Below are 17,483 nucleotides of genomic sequence, written 5' to 3' on the forward strand. Positions count from 1 at the left end.
CGGCGGGCGCTCCGTCCTCAGGCGCGTCCGGCGCCCGGGGACGGCGTGTCCGCCCGGCTCGCCAGCAGCACCCGCTGGAACTCGCGCGCCGCCCTCGGCGGGGCCACGTCGCTGCGGTGCGCGAGCGCGACCGTTCGGCGGAGCCCCGGCCTGGCCAGCGGCGTCGTCCGCAGGTCGTGGCCCGCCCGGGTGGCCACCATGCTCGGCACCACCGCGATGCCGAGACCGGCCCGCACGAAGCCGAGCACCGCGTCCATCTCGCCGCCCTCCACGGTGAACGACGGCTCGAAGCCCTCTGTCCGGCAGGCGGCAACGGTCAGCTCCCGCAGGTCGTAGCCGTGCCGGAACATCACCAGCGGCTCGCCCTGCAGATCCGCGATCCGCACACTGCCGCCCCGGCCGGGCCGCGGGCCGGCCGAGGAGGAGACCACCACCAGGTCCTCCTGGAGCAGCTCGACCGTGGTCAGGGCCGGTGACGCCGAGGGGAGCGGAAGCACCACGAGGGCGAGGTCGAGGGCGCCGCGCGCCAGCTCCCGCACCAGGTCGTGCGAACCGCCCTCCTCCAGCAGCAGCTGGATGCCGGGGTGCAGATCGTGGAAGTCGCGCAGCACGTCGGGCAGCAGCCCCGTGCAGACGCTGGGCGTCGCCCCGAGCCTGACCCGGCCCCGGCGCAGCTGGGCCAGCTCCTGGACCTCGTGCCTGGCGGTGTCCGCGTCGGCCAGGATGCGCCGGGCCAGCGGCAGCAGTGCCTCGCCCGCGTCGGTCAGTGCGATGTTGCCTCGGGCACGGCTGAACAGCTCGGCCCCCAGTTCGCTCTCCAGGGCCCTGATCTGCTGCGAGAGCGAGGGCTGCGACACATGTACGTCCTCGGCGGCGCGGGTGAAGTGCCGGGCCTCGGCCACGGCCACGAAGTACATGAGCTGCTGAAACTGCATACACTCACCATAGCTCGCCCGATAGTCAGAGGCTATGGATATGAGCCACTCCATGTCTTGGACTGATCAGGGCATCCGGTCCTACCGTCGTGTCCATGGCATTGGCAACACGGACGGACCGACGGCCGTCCATGACGCGTTCGCTCTGGGACTCGTCCGTCGGCAAGAAGACGATCATGGCCGTGAGTGGTCTGATCATGCTCCTCTACTTGGTCGCCCACATGGTCGGCAACCTGAAGATCTTCTTCGGCCCCGGCGAGTTCGACGGCTACGCGCACTGGCTGCGCGTGATGGGCGAACCGGTACTGCACCACGAGTGGGCGCTGTGGATCGTGCGGCTGGTGCTCGTCGCCGCCGTGGTGCTGCACGCCGTCTCCGCCTACCAGCTCAGCCGCCGCGACCTGAAGGCGCGGCCCAGCAAGTACGTGCACCGCAAGCCGCGGGCCAGCTATGCCACCAACACCATGCGCTACGGCGGCATCATCCTTGCGCTGTTCATCGTCTGGCACATCCTGGACCTGACGACCGGCACCGTGCACTCGGGCGGATTCCAGTCCGGGCACCCGTACCAGAACGTCATCGACACCTTCTCCACCTGGTACGGCGACGTCATCTACATCGTCGCCATGCTCGCCATGGGTCTGCACGTCCAGCACGGGTTCTGGAGCGCGGCACAGACCCTCGGCGCGGGCAGCGCGACCCGTGAACGTGCCCTGAAGACCATCGCCAACGTGCTCGCGCTGGTGCTGACGGCGGGCTTCGTCTCGGTCCCCGTCGCCGTCATGACCGGAGTGGTGAGCTGACATGAACGACTACACCGACTACGCGGCCGGCGAGCAGCTGGCCGACACCCGCGCCCCCGGCGGTCCCGTCGCGGAACGCTGGGACACCCGCCGCTTCGAGGCGAAGCTGGTCAACCCGGCCAACCGCCGCAAGCACACCGTCATCGTCGTCGGCACCGGCCTGGCCGGCGGTTCGGCCGGCGCCACGCTGGCCGAACAGGGCTACCACGTCGTCCAGTTCTGCTTCCAGGACTCGCCCCGCCGGGCCCACTCGGTCGCCGCCCAGGGCGGCATCAACGCCGCGAAGAACTACCGCAACGACGGCGACTCGGTCCACCGCCTCTTCTACGACACCGTCAAGGGCGGTGACTTCCGCGCCCGCGAGTCCAACGTGCACCGGCTCGCCCAGATCTCCGTCGAGATCATCGACCAGTGCGTGGCCCAGGGCGTCCCCTTCGCCCGCGAGTACGGCGGCCTGCTCGACAACCGCTCCTTCGGCGGCGTCCAGGTCTCCCGCACCTTCTACGCACGCGGCCAGACCGGACAGCAACTGCTCCTCGGCGCCTACCAGGCGCTGTCCCGGCAGATCGCCGCGGGCAACGTGGAACTGCACTCCCGCACCGAGATGCTCGACCTGGTCGTCGTCGACGGCAAGGCCCGGGGCATCGTCGCCCGCGACCTGGTCACCGGGAAGACCGACACGTACTTCGCCGACGCGGTCGTGCTCGCCAGCGGCGGCTACGGCAACGTCTTCTACCTGTCGACCAACGCCATGAACTCCAACGCCACCGCCATCTGGCGCGCCCACCGGCGCGGCGCGTACTTCGCCAACCCCTGCTTCACCCAGATCCACCCCACCTGCATCCCGCGCACCGGCGACCACCAGTCCAAGCTGACGCTGATGAGCGAGTCGCTGCGCAACGACGGCCGCATCTGGGTGCCGAAGGCCAAGGGCGACACCCGCCCCGCGGGCGAGATCCCCGAGGACGAGCGCGACTACTACCTGGAGCGCATCTACCCGGCGTACGGCAACCTCGTACCGCGCGACATCGCCTCCCGCGCCGCGAAGAATGTCTGCGACGAGGGCCGCGGCGTCGGCCCCGGCGGGCAGGGCGTCTACCTGGACTTCGCGGAGGCCGTCCAGCGGATGGGCCGGGCGAAGGTCGAGGAGAAGTACGGGAACCTCTTCGACATGTACGCGCAGATCACCGCGGAGAACCCGTACGAGACGCCGATGCGGATCTACCCGGCCGTGCACTACACGATGGGCGGGCTCTGGGTCGACTACGACCTCCAGACCACGATCCCCGGCCTGTTCGCGATCGGGGAGGCGAACTTCTCCGACCACGGGGCCAACCGCCTCGGCGCCTCGGCGCTGATGCAGGGCCTCGCGGACGGCTACTTCGTCCTCCCGTCGACGATCAACGACTACCTGGCCCGCAACCCGCACCACGCCGAGATCGACGCCTCGCACCCCGAGGTGGAGGAGGTCGTGGCCGAGACCGAGGACCGGATCAACCTGCTGCTGGCCGTCGACGGCGACCGGACGCCCGACTCCTTCCACCGGGAGATCGGCGAACTCATGTGGGAGTACTGCGGCATGGCCCGCACCGAGGAGGGGCTGCGCAAGGCACTCGACCGGCTGCCGCAGATCCGCGAGGAGTTCTGGCGCCGTATCAAGGTGCCCGGCACCGGCGAGGAGTTCAACCAGTCGCTGGAGAAGGCCAACCGCATCGTCGACTACCTGGAGCTCGCCGAGCTGATGTGCCTCGACGCACTGCACCGTGCCGAGTCCTGCGGCGGGCACTTCCGCGAGGAGTCACAGACCCCGGACGGCGAGGCCGCCCGGCGCGACGAGGAGTTCTCCTACGCCGCCGCCTGGGAGTTCACCGCCACCGGCGGCGCTCCCGTCCTGCACAAGGAAGACCTGGTCTTCGAGTACGTCCACCCCACTCAGCGGAGCTACGCATGAAGCTCACCCTGCGCGTCTGGCGCCAGAAGAACGCCGACGCCCCCGGCGCCATGTCCACCTACCGGGTGGAGGGCATCTCCCAGGACATGTCGTTCCTGGAGATGCTCGACACCCTCAACGAGGAACTCATCCTGGAGGGCGACGACCCCGTCGCCTTCGACCACGACTGCCGCGAGGGCATCTGCGGCGCGTGCAGCCTGGTCATCAACGGGGACGCGCACGGCCCGGAGCGCACCACCACGTGCCAGCTCCACATGCGGTCCTTCGAGGACGGCGACACCATCGACATCGAGCCGTGGCGGGCCTCTGCCTTCCCGGTCGTCAAGGACCTGGTGGTGGACCGTTCCGCCTTCGACCGGATCATCCAGGCCGGCGGCTACATCTCCGCCCCGACCGGTACGGCACCCGACGCGCACGCGACGCCCGTGCCCAAGCCGGACGCCGACTTCGCCTTCGAGCACGCGGAGTGCATCGGCTGCGGTGCCTGCGTCGCGGCCTGCCCCAACGGATCCGCGATGCTGTTCACCTCGGCGAAGGTCAACCACCTGAACGTGCTGCCGCAGGGCGCCCCCGAGCGCGAGACCAGGGTCCTGGACATGGTCGGGCAGATGGACAGCGAGGGCTTCGGCGGCTGCACCCTCACCGGGGAGTGCGCCACGGCCTGTCCGAAGGGCATCCCGTTGCCGTCGATCTCCGCGATGAACAAGGAGTGGCTGCGCGCGACCCGCAAGGTCCACCGCTGAGTCCGCCGAAGAGCCCCGGTCCCGGAGGCCGCCCGCCTCCGGGACCGGGGACTCAGCCGTCCCGGCGGGTCAGGACGTCACGGTGAGGTCGTCACCGTGGACCGTGCCCTGCCCGTACCAGCCGTGCAGATACACCGTCACCGCGCCGCTGGCCCCGGTGGTGAAGGCCACCGACTGCTTGGCGTAACCGCTGGAGGAGCCCCAGGTGCTCGCCGTGGCCCCGCCCTTGACGCCGAGGTAGCCGTAGCTGCCCTGTACCCAGCCGCTCAGCGTGTACTTGGTGTTGGGGGACAGGGTGAGCGTCTGCGTGCACTCGCCGGTCTGCGAGGCGGTGGCCGCCGCCGCGAGCGCGTGGGTGCCGCCGTGTACCGGGGTGGAGACGACCGAGCCGCCGGACTCACAGGTCCAGGGACCGAGCGAACCCGTCTCGAAGTCGCCGTTCACCAGTGAGCCGGTGCCGCCCCCGGGGCCGGAGACCGTCAGCGTGAAGACCGCCGCGTGGCTCAGCGTGCCCGCCGCGCCGGTCACCGTGATCTTGTACGTGCCGGGCGCCGCCGACGCCGAGGCCGTGACCTTCAGGGCCGACGTGCCGCCCGCGGTGACCGACGTCGGGCTGAGCGTTGCCGTCACACCGGCCGGCGCCCCGCTCGTCGTCAGAGCGACGGTCTTGGCGCTGCCGGAGGTGACCGAGGTGTTCACGGTCGCCGTGGCCGAACCGCCGGGCGCGACCGTCGCCGAACCGGGTGCGACGGCCACCGAGTAGTCGTCCGTCACCGGACCCGTGCCGCCGCCGGTGGTGAAGGGTGCGAACGTGTGGCTGAAGTACCACGTGTCCTGCGCGATCCCGGAACAGGTGTCGCTGCCGCCGGTGCCGGGGCAGCCGCCGTTGTCGCGCTGGAGCGCCCAGAACGACAGGGTGCTGACACCCTTGGAGACGGCCCAGTTGTAAACCGAGGTGGCATCGGCCGTGGTGAAGGTCTCGGCGGGGCCGTAGTCGTCGATGCCCGGCATCTCGATGATGCCGGTCATGCCCCACAGCTGCGCCTCGGTCTTCGACGGGTAGAGCTTGGCCAGCTGGCCCTTCAGGCCGGTGATGGCCGTCTGGGTGTCCTGGGCCATGTTGTGCGAGGCGCCGTCGTAGTAGTCGAACGTCATCAGGTTCACGACGTCGACCCGGGCACCGTTGGCCACCGCGCTCTTGAGCACGGCGAGCCCGCTGGCGGCCAGACCGCTGGTCGTGGTGGGCAGGGTGTACGAGATCTGCACCGAGCGGCCGTTGGCGGCGGCCCAGTCCTGGACCTTCGTGATCGCCTGGTTGCGGCGGTCGATCCCGGCCTTGTTGGTGAGCGAGTTGTCCTCGATGTCCATGTCGAGGCGGGATACGTCGTAGGTCGTGATGACCTTCTCGTACGCGGCGGCGATGGAGTCGACGCTCGTGCAGCTGTCGGCGATCTCGGTGCCGCCGTTGTCGGCCGCGTACCCGCCGAACGACGGAATCACATCGCCGCCCCGCGACCGGATGGTCGTGAAGTCGGCGCCGAACTCGGACTGGGCGATCGGCGTGCTCGAATCGCCGTTCCAGTACGGGGTGCAGGAGCCCTTGGCCTCGGTCTGGACGAAGGCCATGGTCAGGTACTTGGCACCGGACGCCTGCGAGAGAGCGGCCGGGCTGTCTCCGTTGTACGCCTCGAAGTACGGGGCGAAGACATGCGCGGGCAGGGGAGTGGCGGCGGTCGCGGCGGCCTGTGCGCCGACGCCTGATCCGAGGACCAGGCCTGCGGACGCGACGGCCGTGGCCAGGGCGCTCAGGACGGCGGCGACTGTTCTTGGACGTCTCATGGGGTAGCTCCCAGCGGAGTTGAGACAACGGGCGGATCGCACGGCTCTGCCACGCCCGTCGAGGGCGTGGTCCGTTCCTGTGATTCCCGGCCGGGGGTCACATGCCGCACGGCGAGGAGCGGCCGTGAGGCATGCCCATAATTGGTCTGGACCAAGTAACTGTCAACGTTCTTTACTGTTTCATTTCCCTTCCCCTGCCCGAACCGGCAACCGGCAGGGCAAATAGGGGAGTTGGGTAGAAAAGAGCGGTCATTCGAGGTGGAGCGAGGCCCGGAGGTACGCCGCCGTCCGGCTGCCCTCCGCCCGAGCCACCTCGGCCGGCGGTCCCGTCGCCACGATCCGGCCGCCCCGGTCGCCGCCGCCTGGCCCGAGGTCGATCACCCAGTCGGCGCCCGCGACCACGGCCATGTCGTGCTCGACGACCACCACAGTGCTGCCCGCGTCGACCAGCCCGTGCAACTGCCGCATCAGTACCTCGACATCGGCCGGATGCAGGCCTGTCGTCGGCTCGTCCAGCAGGTACAGCGTATGGCCCCGGCGGGCGCGCTGGAGCTCGGCGGCCAGCTTGATCCGCTGCGCCTCGCCGCCGGAGAGCTCGGTCGCCGGCTGCCCGAGCCGCAGATAACCCAGCCCCACGTCGAGCAGGGTCCGCAGACTGCGCTCGGCGGCGGGCGTGCCGGCGAAGAAACCGGCCGCCGACTCCACCGTGAGATCCAGCACCTGGGCGATGTTCAGCCCGCGCAGGGTGACTTCGAGGGTCTGCGGGTTGTACCGCGCGCCGTGACAGTCCGGGCAGGGCGCGTACGTGCTGGGCAGGAAGAGCAGCTCGACGGAGATGAACCCCTCGCCCTGGCAGGTCTCGCACCGTCCGCCCGCCACGTTGAAGGAGAACCGCCCGGCCCGGTAGCCGCGCTCCACCGCGGTGTCCGTCGCGGCGAACAGCTTGCGCACGACGTCGAACAGCCCGGTGTACGTGGCCAGGTTGGAACGGGGTGTACGGCCGATCGGCTTCTGGTCGACCTGGACGAGGCGGTCCACCGCCGCCAGCCCCTCGGCCGACGCGCACCCCGGTGCGGGCCGCTCGCGCGGCTGACCGGCCTCCGCCTCGGCCGGGGCCCGCCGGTCGGCCAGGACGTCCGCCAGGACCTGGCCCACCAGCGTCGACTTGCCCGACCCCGAGACCCCGGTGACGGCGGTGAACACGCCGAGCGGGAAGGCGGCGTCCACGCCGCGCACGTTGTGCCGCTCCACGCCGTGCAGCCGCAGCCACCCGGCGGGCGCCCGCACCTCGCGCGCCGGGGCGGGCTTGTCGTCGAACAGGAAGCGGCGGGTCGCCGACTCCGCGACGTCGGCGAGACCGGCCGGCGGGCCGCTGTGCAGCACCCGGCCCCCGTGCTCACCGGCCAGCGGCCCCACGTCGACCAGCCAGTCCGCCCGCCGCACCACGTCCATCTGGTGCTCCACGACGAAGACCGTGTTCCCGGCCTCCTTCAGCCGGCCCAGCACCCCGAGCAGCGACTCCGTGTCCGCCGGGTGCAGACCGGCGGACGGCTCGTCCAGGACGTAGACGACGCCGAACAGTCCCGACCGCAACTGCGTGGCCAGTCGCAGTCGTTGCAGCTCGCCGGAGGAGAGGGTGGGGGCCGTGCGGTCCAGGCTGAGGTAGCCGAGGCCGAGTTCGGTGACCGGTTCGATCCGGGTCAGCAGGTCCTCCGTCAGCACCCGCGCCGTCTCACCGCCGCCGGCCGACGCCAGCACCTCGGCGAGCGCGGTCAGCGGGAGGCCCGCCAGCTCCGCGATCGTACGGCCGGCGAAGGTGACGGCCATGGCCTCCGGCCGCAGCCGGCCGCCCTCGCAGACCGGACACGGCTCGCTGGTCAGGAAGCGTTCGGCCTTCGCCCGCAGGGCCCGGCTCCTGGAGTCGGAGAACGTGTGCATCACATAGCGCCGCGCGCTCATGTACGTACCCTGGTAGGGGCGTTGGATCCGGCCCGCGTCACGCACCGGATGGACCGTCACCACCGGCTGCTCGTCGGTGAACAGGATCCACTCCCGGTCGGCCGGGTCCAGCTCGCCCCACGGCCGGCCGATGTCGTACCCCAGGGCGTCCAGCACATCGCGCAGGTTCTTGCCCTGCCAGGCCCCCGGCCAGGCGGCGATCGCGCCGTCCCTGATGGACAGCGAGGGATCGGGGACCAGCAGCTCCTCGGTGGTGCGGTGCACCCGGCCGAGCCCGTGGCACCGCGGACAGGCCCCCGCGGCGGTGTTGGGCGAGAACGCGTCGGAGTCCAGCCGCCCGGCGCCCGGCGGATACGTCCCGGCCCGCGAGAACAGCATCCGCAGCGAGTTGGACAGCGTGGTCACCGTCCCCACGGAGGACCGGGCACCCGGCGCCGAGCGGCGCTGCTCCAGCGAGACGGCCGGCGGCAGCCCGGTGATCTCGCCCACCGCGGGTGCGCCGACCTGGTGGATCAGCCGCCGCGCGTACGGGGCGACGGACTCGAAGTAGCGGCGCTGGGCCTCCGCGTAGATCGTCCCGAAGGCCAGTGAGGACTTCCCGGAGCCGGAGACGCCGGTGAAGACGGTGAGGGTGTCGCGCGGGATGTCGACCCGGACGTTGCGCAGATTGTGCTCGCGGGCGCCGCGGACCCTGACGTACGGGTCGTGGGGAGTGGGCATGAGGGTGGGGACTCCGTACGGTTCGGGGCGGGCCGGCCGGGACAAACAGTCCGATTCTAGGTCGTGTCCGCAGAGTCCCGCCGTACGCCCGGGTCGTGTCCGGCCGTGCGCCCTGAGCAGTGCCGTGGAGTGCGAGGTCACCTACCTCACCGGCCGCCCCGAACGCTGCCGGAAGGACACCGTGGCCTGGCTGGCCCGGCACGGCCTGCCCGAGGGCAGGCTGCGCATGCGGCGCAACGACGACCGCCGGCCGGCCCGCCGGACCAAGCTGGAGATCCTTGAGCGGCTGGGCCGGGAGCGTGAGGTGCGGGTGCTGGTCGACGACGACGAGCTGGTCTGCGACGCCGCCGAACTGGCCGGATTCACCGTGGTGCGGGCCCGCTGGGCGCGGACGTCACCCGCGATGGAGGACGCGCAGGAGCGGGAGGGGCGTACGTGACCCGTCCGGGTCTCCGGCGGCCGTCGTAGCGGGCCCCGGCCCGTCCGGGATCCTGCGTGGCCCGGTCGGGGGTCCCGGCCCGGAGCGCCCGGATTCAGTCCTTGTCGTCGAGCCGGAAGCCGACTTTCATGCCGACCTGGTAGTGCTCGATCCGGCCGTCCTTGATCTGGCCGCGCACCTCGGTCATCTCGAACCAGTCGAGATTGTGCAACGTTTCCGAAGCTCTCGCGACCCCGTTGCGGACTGCCGCGTCGATGCCCTCATGGGAGGTTCCTACGATCTCTGTGACGCGATACGTATGGTTTGACATCTTATGTCTCCTCTCGCCTCTACCAAGGTGCCCCACCTTGGCTGGGTTCGCGAGAGCTGGCCGGGCGGTCGCGCGTCCGGAACCCGCCTTGACCAAAGTATTGGTCCATACCAAAATCCAGCCACGCCCGTGCGAGCGCAGCCCGCAGTCCCCCACACCGGGTCCTGATTTTGTCGTGCCGTTTCGCAGAAGGTGACCCCGTGAAGAACCGCATGCTCGTAGGAGCTGTTGCCCTGATATCCGTAGCCGCACTGGGTGGCTGCGGAGTGATCCCCGGTTCGGGTGGCTCCGGCAGCAAGAAAGTCACGATCTGGCTGATGAAGGACAGCGTCAGTCCCGATTTCCTGGACCGTTTCAAGAAGTCGTACGAAGAGGCGCACTCATCGGTCGAACTGGACTTCAGGATCCAGAGCTGGAGCGGTATCGGGCCGAAGGTCATCAAAGCCCTGGGCGGAAAGGACACCCCGGATGTCATCGAGGTCGGCAACACCCAGGTCGCTCAGTACGCGGAGAGCGGCGGACTGCGCGATCTGACCCTGGAGTCCATGCGTGATCTCGGCAGCGAGGACTGGCTGCCCGGCCTCGCCGAACCGGGCAGCATCGGCGGCGTCCAGTACGGAATCCCCTGGTACGCGGCCAACCGGGTGGTGATCTACAACAAGGACCTCTTCGAGCAGGCCGGCATCAAGTCCCCGCCGAAGACGCGCGAGCAGTGGATCGCGGACAGCGAGATGCTGAACAGCGACGGTGATCAGGGCATGTATCTGCCGGGCCAGAACTGGTACGTACTGGCCGGGTTCATCTGGGACGAGGGCGGCGAACTCGCGAGCGAGAAGACCGGCGACTGGAAGGGTGCGCTCAACTCCGCCGCGGCCCTCAGGGGCATGAAGTTCTACGAGCGGCTCCAGGCGCTCGGTGCCGGGCCCAAGGACGCGGACGAGGAAAAGCCCCCACAGGCAAATGTGTTCGCCAAGGGGGATGTCGCACAGATCATTTCCACTCCCAGTACCGCGACGCTGATCGAGAAGGCGAATCCCGAACTCAAGGGAAAACTGGGTTACTTCCCGATCCCGGGCAAGACCGCGAAGGCACCCGGTTCCGTATTCACCGGTGGATCCGATCTGATCGTCCCGGAGAAGGCGCACCGGCGCAGCGCCGGCATCGACGTGATCAAGGAGCTGGCCGGTGCCAAGTGGCAGGAGGCGCTGGCCAAGTCCATGAGCTACGTGCCCAACAAGACCACCCTGGCCCATGTCATCGAGGGCGAGGAGAGCACCGCCGCGATGGCCGAGGGCGCCGCCCAGGGCCACGCCACCCCCAACTCGCCGCAGTGGGCGGCGGTGGAGGCCGACAACCCGATCAAGCTGTACATGACGGCCGTGCTCGAGGGCGGTGACCCGGCCAAGGAGGCGAAGACGGCCTCGGAGAAGATCACCGCAGTGCTCGCGGGGAGCTGACCGCGAGCGGTCGGACGGTGGGACGGACCGGCGCGCACCGCGGGATTCAGCCGTCGCACATCCCGGCTCTCCATGGCGGTCACGTCGAATCCAGCCGGTCACGGAAGAAGTAGGGAGCCGGGCCGCCGCACCGTTGCGGCGGCCCGGCAGCCGCCCCTGCCGATCCGTCCCCGGAGACCGTCATGCACGCGCTGCCCACCGCCCCCGCCACCTCCCCGACCCCCACTGCCGCTCCTGCCGCTCCCGTCCCGCCCGTTCCCACGCAGCGGCAGCAGACGCAGCAGCAGGCCGGCCCCACCGCCCCGCCGCGCTACCGGGTCTCCCTCGCCGTGGACCAGGAGGAGGTGCGCGCCGCCCAGCGTCTGCGCCACCAGGTCTTCGCCGCCGAGTTCGGCGCCCGCCTCGAGGGCCCCGAACCGGGCCTGGACAGCGACGCGTTCGACGCGTACTGCGACCACCTGCTGGTCCGCGAGACGTCCACCGGCGACATCGTCGCCACCTACCGCCTGCTGCCGCCCGAGCGGGCCCGGATCGCCGGACGCCTCTACGCCGAGGGCGAGTTCGACCTCGCCAGGCTCGACCCGATACGCGACGACCTGGTCGAGGTCGGCCGCTCCTGCGTCCACCCGGCCCACCGCGACGGTGCCGTCATCGCCCTGATCTGGGCCGGCCTGGCCCGCTACATGGAGCGGACCGGGCACAACTGGCTGGCCGGCTGCTGCTCGATACCCCTGACCGACGGCGGCGGGGCGGCGGCCCGCGCCTGGGAGACCGTACGGAACAAGCACCTGGCACCCGAGGACTACTGGGTCTCCCCGCACCGGCTCTGGCAGGCCCCTGCCGCGCTTCCCGCCGGTCCCGGCGGGCTCGCCGCGCTCCCGGCGTTGCTGCGCGGCTATCTGCGCCTCGGCGCCCGCGTCTGCGGGGCGCCCGCCCACGACCCCGAGTTCAACGTCGCCGATCTGTACGTACTGCTGTCGCTGCGCGGCACCGACCCGCGCTACCTCCGCCACTTCCTCTCGCTCGCCCCGCAGCAATGAGCCACTGGCTGCCCGCCTCCCCGTGCACCCCGCCCGGCTGCGCGGTCCACGACGGCCGGGCCAGACACCCGGTCCCCGCGGGGGCCCTGCTGCTGGCCGGATGCGCGCTGACCCTCGCCGGGGTGCTGTGCGCCCCGCTCACCCTGCCCCTGCTCGGCGGGGCCGGCCGGGAGCGGCTGATCCGGTGCTGGGCGCACGGCGTGCTGCGGGCCTTCGGGGTACGGGTGCGGGTCACCGGGCCGCCCGCCGCGCGGGGTGGCGCGGCGAGCGCAGGCGGCGGCGCCCCGGGGGTGCTCGTGGTCGCCAACCATGTCTCCTGGCTGGACATCCCGCTGGTCGCGGCCGTGTGCCCCGGCCGGATGCTGGCCAAGAGCGACATCCGCCGCTGGCCGCTGCTCGGCCCGCTGGCGGCGCTCGGCGGCACCCTGTTCGTCGAACGCGAGCGGCTGCGTGCGCTGCCAGCCACCGTGCGCGCCGTCGCGTCGGCGCTGCGGGGCGGCGCGCGGGTCGTGGTCTTCCCGGAGGGCAGCACCTGGTGCGGCCGGGGGCCGGGCGGCCGGTTCCGGCCTGCCGCGTTCCAGGCCGCGATCGACGCCGGGGCCGCGGTCCAGCCGCTGCGCATCCGCTACCTGCACGGACCGCGGGACCACCGCGCCCGGGCGGGCGCCGCGGCCTTCGTCGGCGACGACCCGCTGACCGCCTCGCTCTGGCGGGTGGTGCGGGCGGCCGGGCTGACCGCCGGGATCCACGTAGCCACGCCGATCCCGGCGGGCACGGTGCCCGGCCGCCGTGCCCTGGCCCGGCTGGCTCAGTCCACCGTGGCCAGCGACAGCGCGAACCTGCCCGCAGCGTCCGTCCACCACTGAGCCAGCCGCAGCCCGGCCCGGCCCAGTTCGTCCCGTACACCGTCCTCGCGGAACTTCGCGGACACCTCGGTCCGCAGCTCCTCACCGGCCTCGAACGGCACCACCAGATCCAGCTCCGGAATCTTCACCGTCAGGTCCCGGCGGGCCCGCAGCCGCATCTCGATCCACTCCCGCTCCGGGTTCCAGCGGGCCACGTGCTCGAAGTCGGCAGGCTCGAAGTCGGCCCCCAGCTCCCGGTCGACGACCGACAGCACGTTCCGGTTGAACGCCGCCGTGACTCCCGCGGCGTCGTCGTACGCCGCTACGAGCACGTCCTCGTCCTTCACCAGGTCCGTACCGAGCAGCAGGCTGTCACCGGGGGAGAGGAGCGAGCGCACGGACGTCAGGAACGCGGCCCGCTCCCTGGGCAGCAGATTGCCGATGGTGCCGCCCAGGAACACCACCAGCCTCGGCCCCGGGGTCTCGGGCAGCGTCAGCGCGCCGGTGAAGTCGGCGATGAGCGCGTGCACGGACAGGCCGGGCCGCTCCTCGAGCAGCGCCTCGGCCGCCCCGCGCAGCGCGCTCTCGCTCACGTCGACCGGCACGTAGGTGTGCAGCTCCGGCAGTGCGTCGAGCAGGTGCCGGGTCTTCTCCGAGGATCCCGAACCCAGTTCCACCAGGGTCCGGGCGCCGGACGCGGCGGCGATCTCGCCGGCCCGGTCGATCAGGATCTCCCGCTCGGCACGGGTGGGGTAGTACTCGGGCAGCCGGGTGATCTCCTCGAACAGCTCGCTGCCTCGGGCGTCGTAGAACCACTTGGGCGGCAGGGTCTTCGGCTGCCGGGTCAGACCGTCCAGCACGTCGGCGCGCAGCGCCGCGTCCGTCGCGTCCACCGGCAGGTTGCGGGTCAGCAGAAAGGGACTCACTCGGTGGGCTCCTTGAGCGGGGTCAGCAGAACATCGGCGCGGGTCGCGGTGAGCAGGGTGCGGTCGGGGACCTCGCGCCAGAGTGGATCGTCGTCGTAGGGCTCCGAGGCCACGATCGCGTGGCGGCCGGGCTCGGACCGGTACCAGAGGGTGTCGCCCCAGGCCGTCGCCACGATCGTGGAACCGTCGGTGAGCAACAGGTTGAGCCGGGAGCCGGGGGCCGCCTCGGCGACCTCCAGCACGGTGTCCGCGACGGCCTGCGGGAGCGCGTCGCCCGCCGCGAGCCGGTGCCGCACCAGGGCCCAGACCAGCGCCGAGTCACAGCGTGCGGCCAGCCGCAGGAGTTCGGCCGCGGGCAGGGTCGCCGCGAGCGGCGCCATCGACCCGGGCCAGCCCTTCACCGCGCCGTTGTGGCTGAACAGCACCTCGCCCCCGGCGAACGGCGCGGCCGCCGCCTCGCCGTCCGGATCGAACTCGGTCGCATCGCGGACCGCGGCCAGCACGGCACGGCTGCGCACCACTCTGGCCAGATCCGCGAATGTCCGGTCGCCCCAGACGGGCCCCGGCCGGCGGTAACGTCCGGGGACCGGGTCCCCGTCCGCGTACCAGCCGACGCCGAAGCCGTCCGCGTTGACCGTCCCGTGCCGCTGCCGGCGCGGCTCCCAGGACTGGCGCACCAGCGAGTGCGCGGGCTCGGTCAGCACCTCGCCCAGGGGCACCGGCGGCCCCACATATGCGATATGACGACACATCAGGCATCCCTCGCGGTCCGGAACCCCGAGAAGATCTGCCGCCGGACCGGCAGGTCCCAGTTGCGGAACGTACCCCGGCAGGCCACCGCGTCCACCGCGAAGGAACCGCCGCGCAGCACCTTGTGCCCCGGACCGAAGAACACCTCCGAGTACTCGCGGTACGGGAACGGCGCGAAGCCCGGGTAGGGCAGGAAGTCGCTCGACGTCCACTCCCACACGTCCCCGATCAGCTGCCCCGCGCCGGACGGCGACCGGCCGGCCGGGTACGCCCCGGCCGGGGCGGGCCGCAGATGACGTTGGCCGAGGTTGGCGCGCTCCGGTGTGGGCTCCTCGTCGCCCCACGGAAAGCGCCGGGACCGTCCGGCGGCAGGGTCGTGGCGGGCCGCCTTCTCCCACTCGGCCTCGGTCGGCAGCCTGCGCCCGGCCCAGCGGGCGTACGCGTCCGCCTCGTACCAGCTGACGTGCAGCACCGGCTCGTCAGCCGGCACCGGTTCGGTCACGCCGAAGCGCCGGCGCAGCCACTGGCCGGCCTCCCGGTGCCAGAACTGCGGTGCCGTCAGCTCGTGTTCACGGACCATCGCCCATCCTTCGGGCGCCCACCAGCGCTGCTCGGTGTAGCCGCCGTCCTCGATGAACGCCCGGTACGCACCGCAGGTCACCGGGGCGGTGTCGAGGAAGAAGGCGGGAACCTCGCGCCGGTGCGCGGGGCGTTCGTTGTCCAGGGCCCACGGCTCGGTCGAGGTGCCCATGGTGAAGGGGCCGCCAGGGACCAGCACTTCGGCCGGGAGCGTGGTCGCGTCGGATGCCCGGGGCGGCTCGGGGGCGCTGAGCGCGGCGGGCCCCGAACGCAGTTGATGGGTGATCAGCATGGTCTCGTCGTGCTGCTGTTCGTGCTGCGCGATCATCCCGAAGGCGAACGCGGACCGCAGCAGCGGGCGTCCGCCGAGCGGGGCCGCCCCCAGTACGTCCAGGGCCCGGCCGCGCACCTCGGCGGCGTACGACCTGGCCTCGGCGGGGGCCAGCAGCGGGAGGGAGGGGCGGGTGGCCCTGGGATGCTCGAAGGCGTCGTACAGGCCGTCGATGTCCGGGCGCATCGCCTCCCGTCCGCCTACGTCGCGCAGCAGCCACAGCTCTTCCTGGTTGCCGATGTGCGCGAGGTCCCAGACCAGGGGCGACATCAACGGTGAGTGCTGGGCGATGAGTTCGTTGTCGTCCACGCTGTCGGTGAGCAGCGTGGTGCGCTCCCGTGCGGTGAGGAGCGCGGCGACGGCGCGCTCGCGGAGCACCTCGGGGTCCAGTGCGCCGGGTGCGTCCGGGCGCTGCGGCCCGGCGGGTGAGGTCGCGGGGGAGTCGGTCATGAGAGGGTCCCCTTCGGGTCGTACCGGCCGTCCGTCCGGTCGGGTGCGAGCATGGCTGCCCGGAGATCGTCGGCGGGACATCGGCCCCGTGCGACGTACCGGTCGTGGAAGTCCGCCACCGCGTCCCGCACCGCCCGCGTCGCACCCATCCTGGGCAGCGCGTCCAGGGCCAGCTCGAAGCAGGCGTTGGCCGCCACCCGCAGTTCGGGATCGGCCAGCCCGTCCCGGGCGGCGGCGAGCCAGAGCGGATTGCGCGGAGCGGCCAGCGGCCCCGCGGTCTCGGCCAGCGGTTTGACGGTGCGGTACACGGTCTCGGCGGCCTCCGGGTCGTCGAACAGGGCAGTGGTGACCGCGAGCGGCACGAGCCATCCGTCGGTACCGGACTGCGCGTCGATCATGCGCAGTTCGAGGTGCCCGCGCGGACGGACCGGCGGGAACAGCGTGGTGATGTGGTAATCGAGGTCGGACCGGTCCGGGCGGCGCGGCGCCCCGGAGCGGATCCACTCCCGGAGGCTGAGCCCCTCGGGTACGGACCACGGCGCCTCCTCGCCACGGATGCACAGGACCGGCGTGTCCAGGACGTGCGAGGCCCAGGCGTCCCGGGCCGGCAGCGATCCGGCCGGGGCGAGCGTGCGCAGCGGGTCGAGGTCGGCCCACAGCGACTGTCGCGCGGACCGCCACGGCGTCGGCCTGCCCTGCCGGAACGGCGAGTTGGCGAACGCCGCCACCAGCACCGCACCCAGCAGATGGGCCATTTGCCAGCGCCGCCCGTAACCGAGCGGGCCGGGCTCCTCCTCCCCGGCGTCCAGGCAGACCTGGACGGACGCGGTCGTGCACATCATGGCGCGGCCCGCCGGACCCCATCGGTCCAGGGCCTTCTCCATGGCCTCGTAGCGGGGTTCGCGCAGCAGCCTGCGCGGCGTTTGCCAGGGATCGACGCCGAGCCCGACGGCGGTGAGACCCAGCCGGTCGAGCGCGGCACGTACGCAGACGAGGTCGTCGGCGGTGTCGTTGACACACGCCATGAGGGAATCGGCGGGCTGTGAGCTGAGCTCCAGCTGTCCGCCGGGTTCGAAGGTGACCGCGGCGTTCAGGGGCAGCGCCCGGACGGCGGCTGCGGCCGCTTCGAGGCGGTGGTGCGGGACGGGACTGTGCGGACGGTCTCGATCGTGCAGGAGCCATTCGAGCTCGACCCCAACGATGCGCGGCGGTCCCGTCTTGAAGCAGATGCCGCGCAGTAGATCCTCCGCCTCGCCCTCGCCGAGGGGCGGGGCGTGGTCGGGCGGACCGTGGCCGCCGGACGTTTCGGATGACATGCCGGGCCTCCTTTGCCGGTGCGTCCGTCCTACCCAAACCCCTGCCGGGAGTTCGCACAAGAGTGCCCCGGCGCATCGGAAACCCGGTTG

15 protein-coding genes are annotated in these 17,483 nt (G+C 71.6%); 7 read left to right on the forward strand and 8 right to left on the reverse strand.

Going from position 1 to position 17,483, the window contains the following annotated elements; all coding sequences use genetic code 11:
- Positions 1-17: 17 nt before the first annotated feature.
- On the reverse strand, positions 18-935 hold the full coding sequence (locus ACGFU6_RS06750; RefSeq protein WP_393608567.1) for a LysR family transcriptional regulator: 918 nt from the start codon (positions 933-935) through the stop codon (positions 18-20).
- 95 nt (positions 936-1,030) lie between these two features.
- Here ACGFU6_RS06750 and ACGFU6_RS06755 point away from each other — a divergent pair, with 95 nt between their 5' ends.
- Genes ACGFU6_RS06755 through ACGFU6_RS06765 form a run of 3 tightly spaced genes read left to right on the forward strand, consistent with a single transcriptional unit; the run spans position 1,031 to position 4,432 of the window.
- Positions 1,031-1,738, forward strand: coding sequence for a succinate dehydrogenase (locus ACGFU6_RS06755; protein WP_393608568.1), 708 nt, complete (start codon positions 1,031-1,033; stop codon positions 1,736-1,738).
- A 1-nt stretch (position 1,739) separates the two neighbouring features.
- Complete coding sequence (locus ACGFU6_RS06760; protein ID WP_393608569.1) at positions 1,740-3,689, forward strand: fumarate reductase/succinate dehydrogenase flavoprotein subunit; 1,950 nt, start codon at positions 1,740-1,742, stop codon at positions 3,687-3,689.
- Positions 3,686-4,432 (forward strand): succinate dehydrogenase/fumarate reductase iron-sulfur subunit, encoded by a 747-nt coding sequence (locus tag ACGFU6_RS06765; protein WP_024488731.1) that lies wholly within the window; start codon positions 3,686-3,688, stop codon positions 4,430-4,432. Before ACGFU6_RS06760 ends, ACGFU6_RS06765 begins: the two co-directional genes overlap by 4 nt.
- Before the next feature lie 69 nt (positions 4,433-4,501).
- On the opposite strand, the gene ACGFU6_RS06770 is transcribed toward ACGFU6_RS06765, so the two are convergent.
- Positions 4,502-6,271 carry a glycosyl hydrolase family 18 protein gene (locus ACGFU6_RS06770; RefSeq protein ID WP_393608570.1) on the reverse strand — a complete coding sequence of 590 codons (1,770 nt, stop codon included), beginning with the start codon at positions 6,269-6,271 and terminating at the stop codon, positions 4,502-4,504.
- Positions 6,272-6,520: 249 nt separating this feature from the next.
- Positions 6,521-8,950, reverse strand: coding sequence for an ABC transporter (locus ACGFU6_RS06775; protein WP_393608572.1), 2,430 nt, complete (start codon positions 8,948-8,950; stop codon positions 6,521-6,523).
- Between ACGFU6_RS06775 and ACGFU6_RS06780 the strand changes: the two genes are divergently transcribed.
- Positions 8,949-9,389, forward strand: a complete 441-nt coding sequence (locus ACGFU6_RS06780; protein WP_393608574.1) for a hypothetical protein — start codon at positions 8,949-8,951, stop codon at positions 9,387-9,389. The genes ACGFU6_RS06775 and ACGFU6_RS06780 overlap by 2 nt on opposite strands.
- A gap of 94 nt (positions 9,390-9,483) precedes the next feature.
- Here ACGFU6_RS06780 and ACGFU6_RS06785 read toward each other — a convergent pair whose 3' ends face one another.
- Entirely contained in the window at positions 9,484-9,699 is a 216-nt protein-coding gene (locus tag ACGFU6_RS06785; RefSeq protein ID WP_393608575.1) for a dodecin, read from the reverse strand.
- Between the two features lie 200 nt (positions 9,700-9,899).
- On the opposite strand from ACGFU6_RS06785, the gene ACGFU6_RS06790 reads away from it, so the two are divergent.
- The 3 genes from ACGFU6_RS06790 (at position 9,900) to ACGFU6_RS06800 (ending at position 13,062) form a co-directional block, all read left to right on the forward strand.
- The gene (locus ACGFU6_RS06790; protein ID WP_393608576.1) at positions 9,900-11,156 is read left to right on the forward strand and encodes an extracellular solute-binding protein; all 1,257 of its coding nucleotides are present in this window, start codon (positions 9,900-9,902) and stop codon (positions 11,154-11,156) included.
- 182 nt (positions 11,157-11,338) lie between these two features.
- Positions 11,339-12,196 carry a GNAT family N-acetyltransferase gene (locus ACGFU6_RS06795; protein ID WP_393608577.1) on the forward strand — a complete coding sequence of 286 codons (858 nt, stop codon included), beginning with the start codon at positions 11,339-11,341 and terminating at the stop codon, positions 12,194-12,196.
- Positions 12,193-13,062, forward strand: a complete 870-nt coding sequence (locus ACGFU6_RS06800) for a lysophospholipid acyltransferase family protein (RefSeq protein ID WP_393608579.1) — start codon at positions 12,193-12,195, stop codon at positions 13,060-13,062. The genes ACGFU6_RS06795 and ACGFU6_RS06800 overlap by 4 nt, the downstream gene beginning before the upstream one ends.
- Here ACGFU6_RS06800 and egtD read toward each other — a convergent pair.
- From egtD to egtA, 4 genes are read right to left on the reverse strand one after another with little or no spacing between them, the layout of a single operon-like run.
- Entirely contained in the window at positions 13,005-13,967 is a 963-nt protein-coding gene (gene egtD / locus ACGFU6_RS06805; protein WP_393608580.1) for an L-histidine N(alpha)-methyltransferase, read from the reverse strand. The genes ACGFU6_RS06800 and egtD overlap by 58 nt on opposite strands.
- Positions 13,964-14,719 (reverse strand): ergothioneine biosynthesis protein EgtC, encoded by a 756-nt coding sequence (gene egtC, locus ACGFU6_RS06810; RefSeq protein ID WP_393608581.1) that lies wholly within the window; start codon positions 14,717-14,719, stop codon positions 13,964-13,966. Before egtC ends, egtD begins: the two co-directional genes overlap by 4 nt.
- Positions 14,719-16,077, reverse strand: coding sequence for an ergothioneine biosynthesis protein EgtB (gene egtB, locus ACGFU6_RS06815; protein WP_393608583.1), 1,359 nt, complete (start codon positions 16,075-16,077; stop codon positions 14,719-14,721). The genes egtC and egtB overlap by 1 nt, the downstream gene beginning before the upstream one ends.
- Positions 16,074-17,393: an ergothioneine biosynthesis glutamate--cysteine ligase EgtA gene (gene egtA, locus ACGFU6_RS06820; RefSeq protein ID WP_393608585.1), complete on the reverse strand. Its 1,320-nt coding sequence runs from the start codon at positions 17,391-17,393 to the stop codon at positions 16,074-16,076. Before egtA ends, egtB begins: the two co-directional genes overlap by 4 nt.
- Between the last annotated feature and the right edge of the window lie 90 nt (positions 17,394-17,483).

Source organism: Streptomyces sp. NPDC048462 (genome assembly GCF_043200175.1).
Classification (GTDB): domain Bacteria; phylum Actinomycetota; class Actinomycetes; order Streptomycetales; family Streptomycetaceae; genus Streptomyces.

Coding starts and splice junctions, on each gene's coding strand:
- ACGFU6_RS06755 (WP_393608568.1), top strand. CDS start 1,031: ATGGCATTGGCAACACGGACGGACCGACGGCCGTCCATGACGCGTTCG.
- ACGFU6_RS06795 (WP_393608577.1), top strand. CDS start 11,339: ATGCACGCGCTGCCCACCGCCCCCGCCACCTCCCCGACCCCCACTGCC.
- ACGFU6_RS06760 (WP_393608569.1), top strand. CDS start 1,740: ATGAACGACTACACCGACTACGCGGCCGGCGAGCAGCTGGCCGACACC.
- egtB (WP_393608583.1), bottom strand. CDS start 16,077: ATGACCGACTCCCCCGCGACCTCACCCGCCGGGCCGCAGCGCCCGGAC.
- ACGFU6_RS06765 (WP_024488731.1), top strand. CDS start 3,686: ATGAAGCTCACCCTGCGCGTCTGGCGCCAGAAGAACGCCGACGCCCCC.
- egtC (WP_393608581.1), bottom strand. CDS start 14,719: ATGTGTCGTCATATCGCATATGTGGGGCCGCCGGTGCCCCTGGGCGAG.
- ACGFU6_RS06785 (WP_393608575.1), bottom strand. CDS start 9,699: ATGTCAAACCATACGTATCGCGTCACAGAGATCGTAGGAACCTCCCAT.
- egtA (WP_393608585.1), bottom strand. CDS start 17,393: ATGTCATCCGAAACGTCCGGCGGCCACGGTCCGCCCGACCACGCCCCG.
- ACGFU6_RS06800 (WP_393608579.1), top strand. CDS start 12,193: ATGAGCCACTGGCTGCCCGCCTCCCCGTGCACCCCGCCCGGCTGCGCG.
- ACGFU6_RS06770 (WP_393608570.1), bottom strand. CDS start 6,271: ATGAGACGTCCAAGAACAGTCGCCGCCGTCCTGAGCGCCCTGGCCACG.
- ACGFU6_RS06780 (WP_393608574.1), top strand. CDS start 8,949: ATGAGGGTGGGGACTCCGTACGGTTCGGGGCGGGCCGGCCGGGACAAA.
- ACGFU6_RS06775 (WP_393608572.1), bottom strand. CDS start 8,950: ATGCCCACTCCCCACGACCCGTACGTCAGGGTCCGCGGCGCCCGCGAG.
- ACGFU6_RS06750 (WP_393608567.1), bottom strand. CDS start 935: ATGCAGTTTCAGCAGCTCATGTACTTCGTGGCCGTGGCCGAGGCCCGG.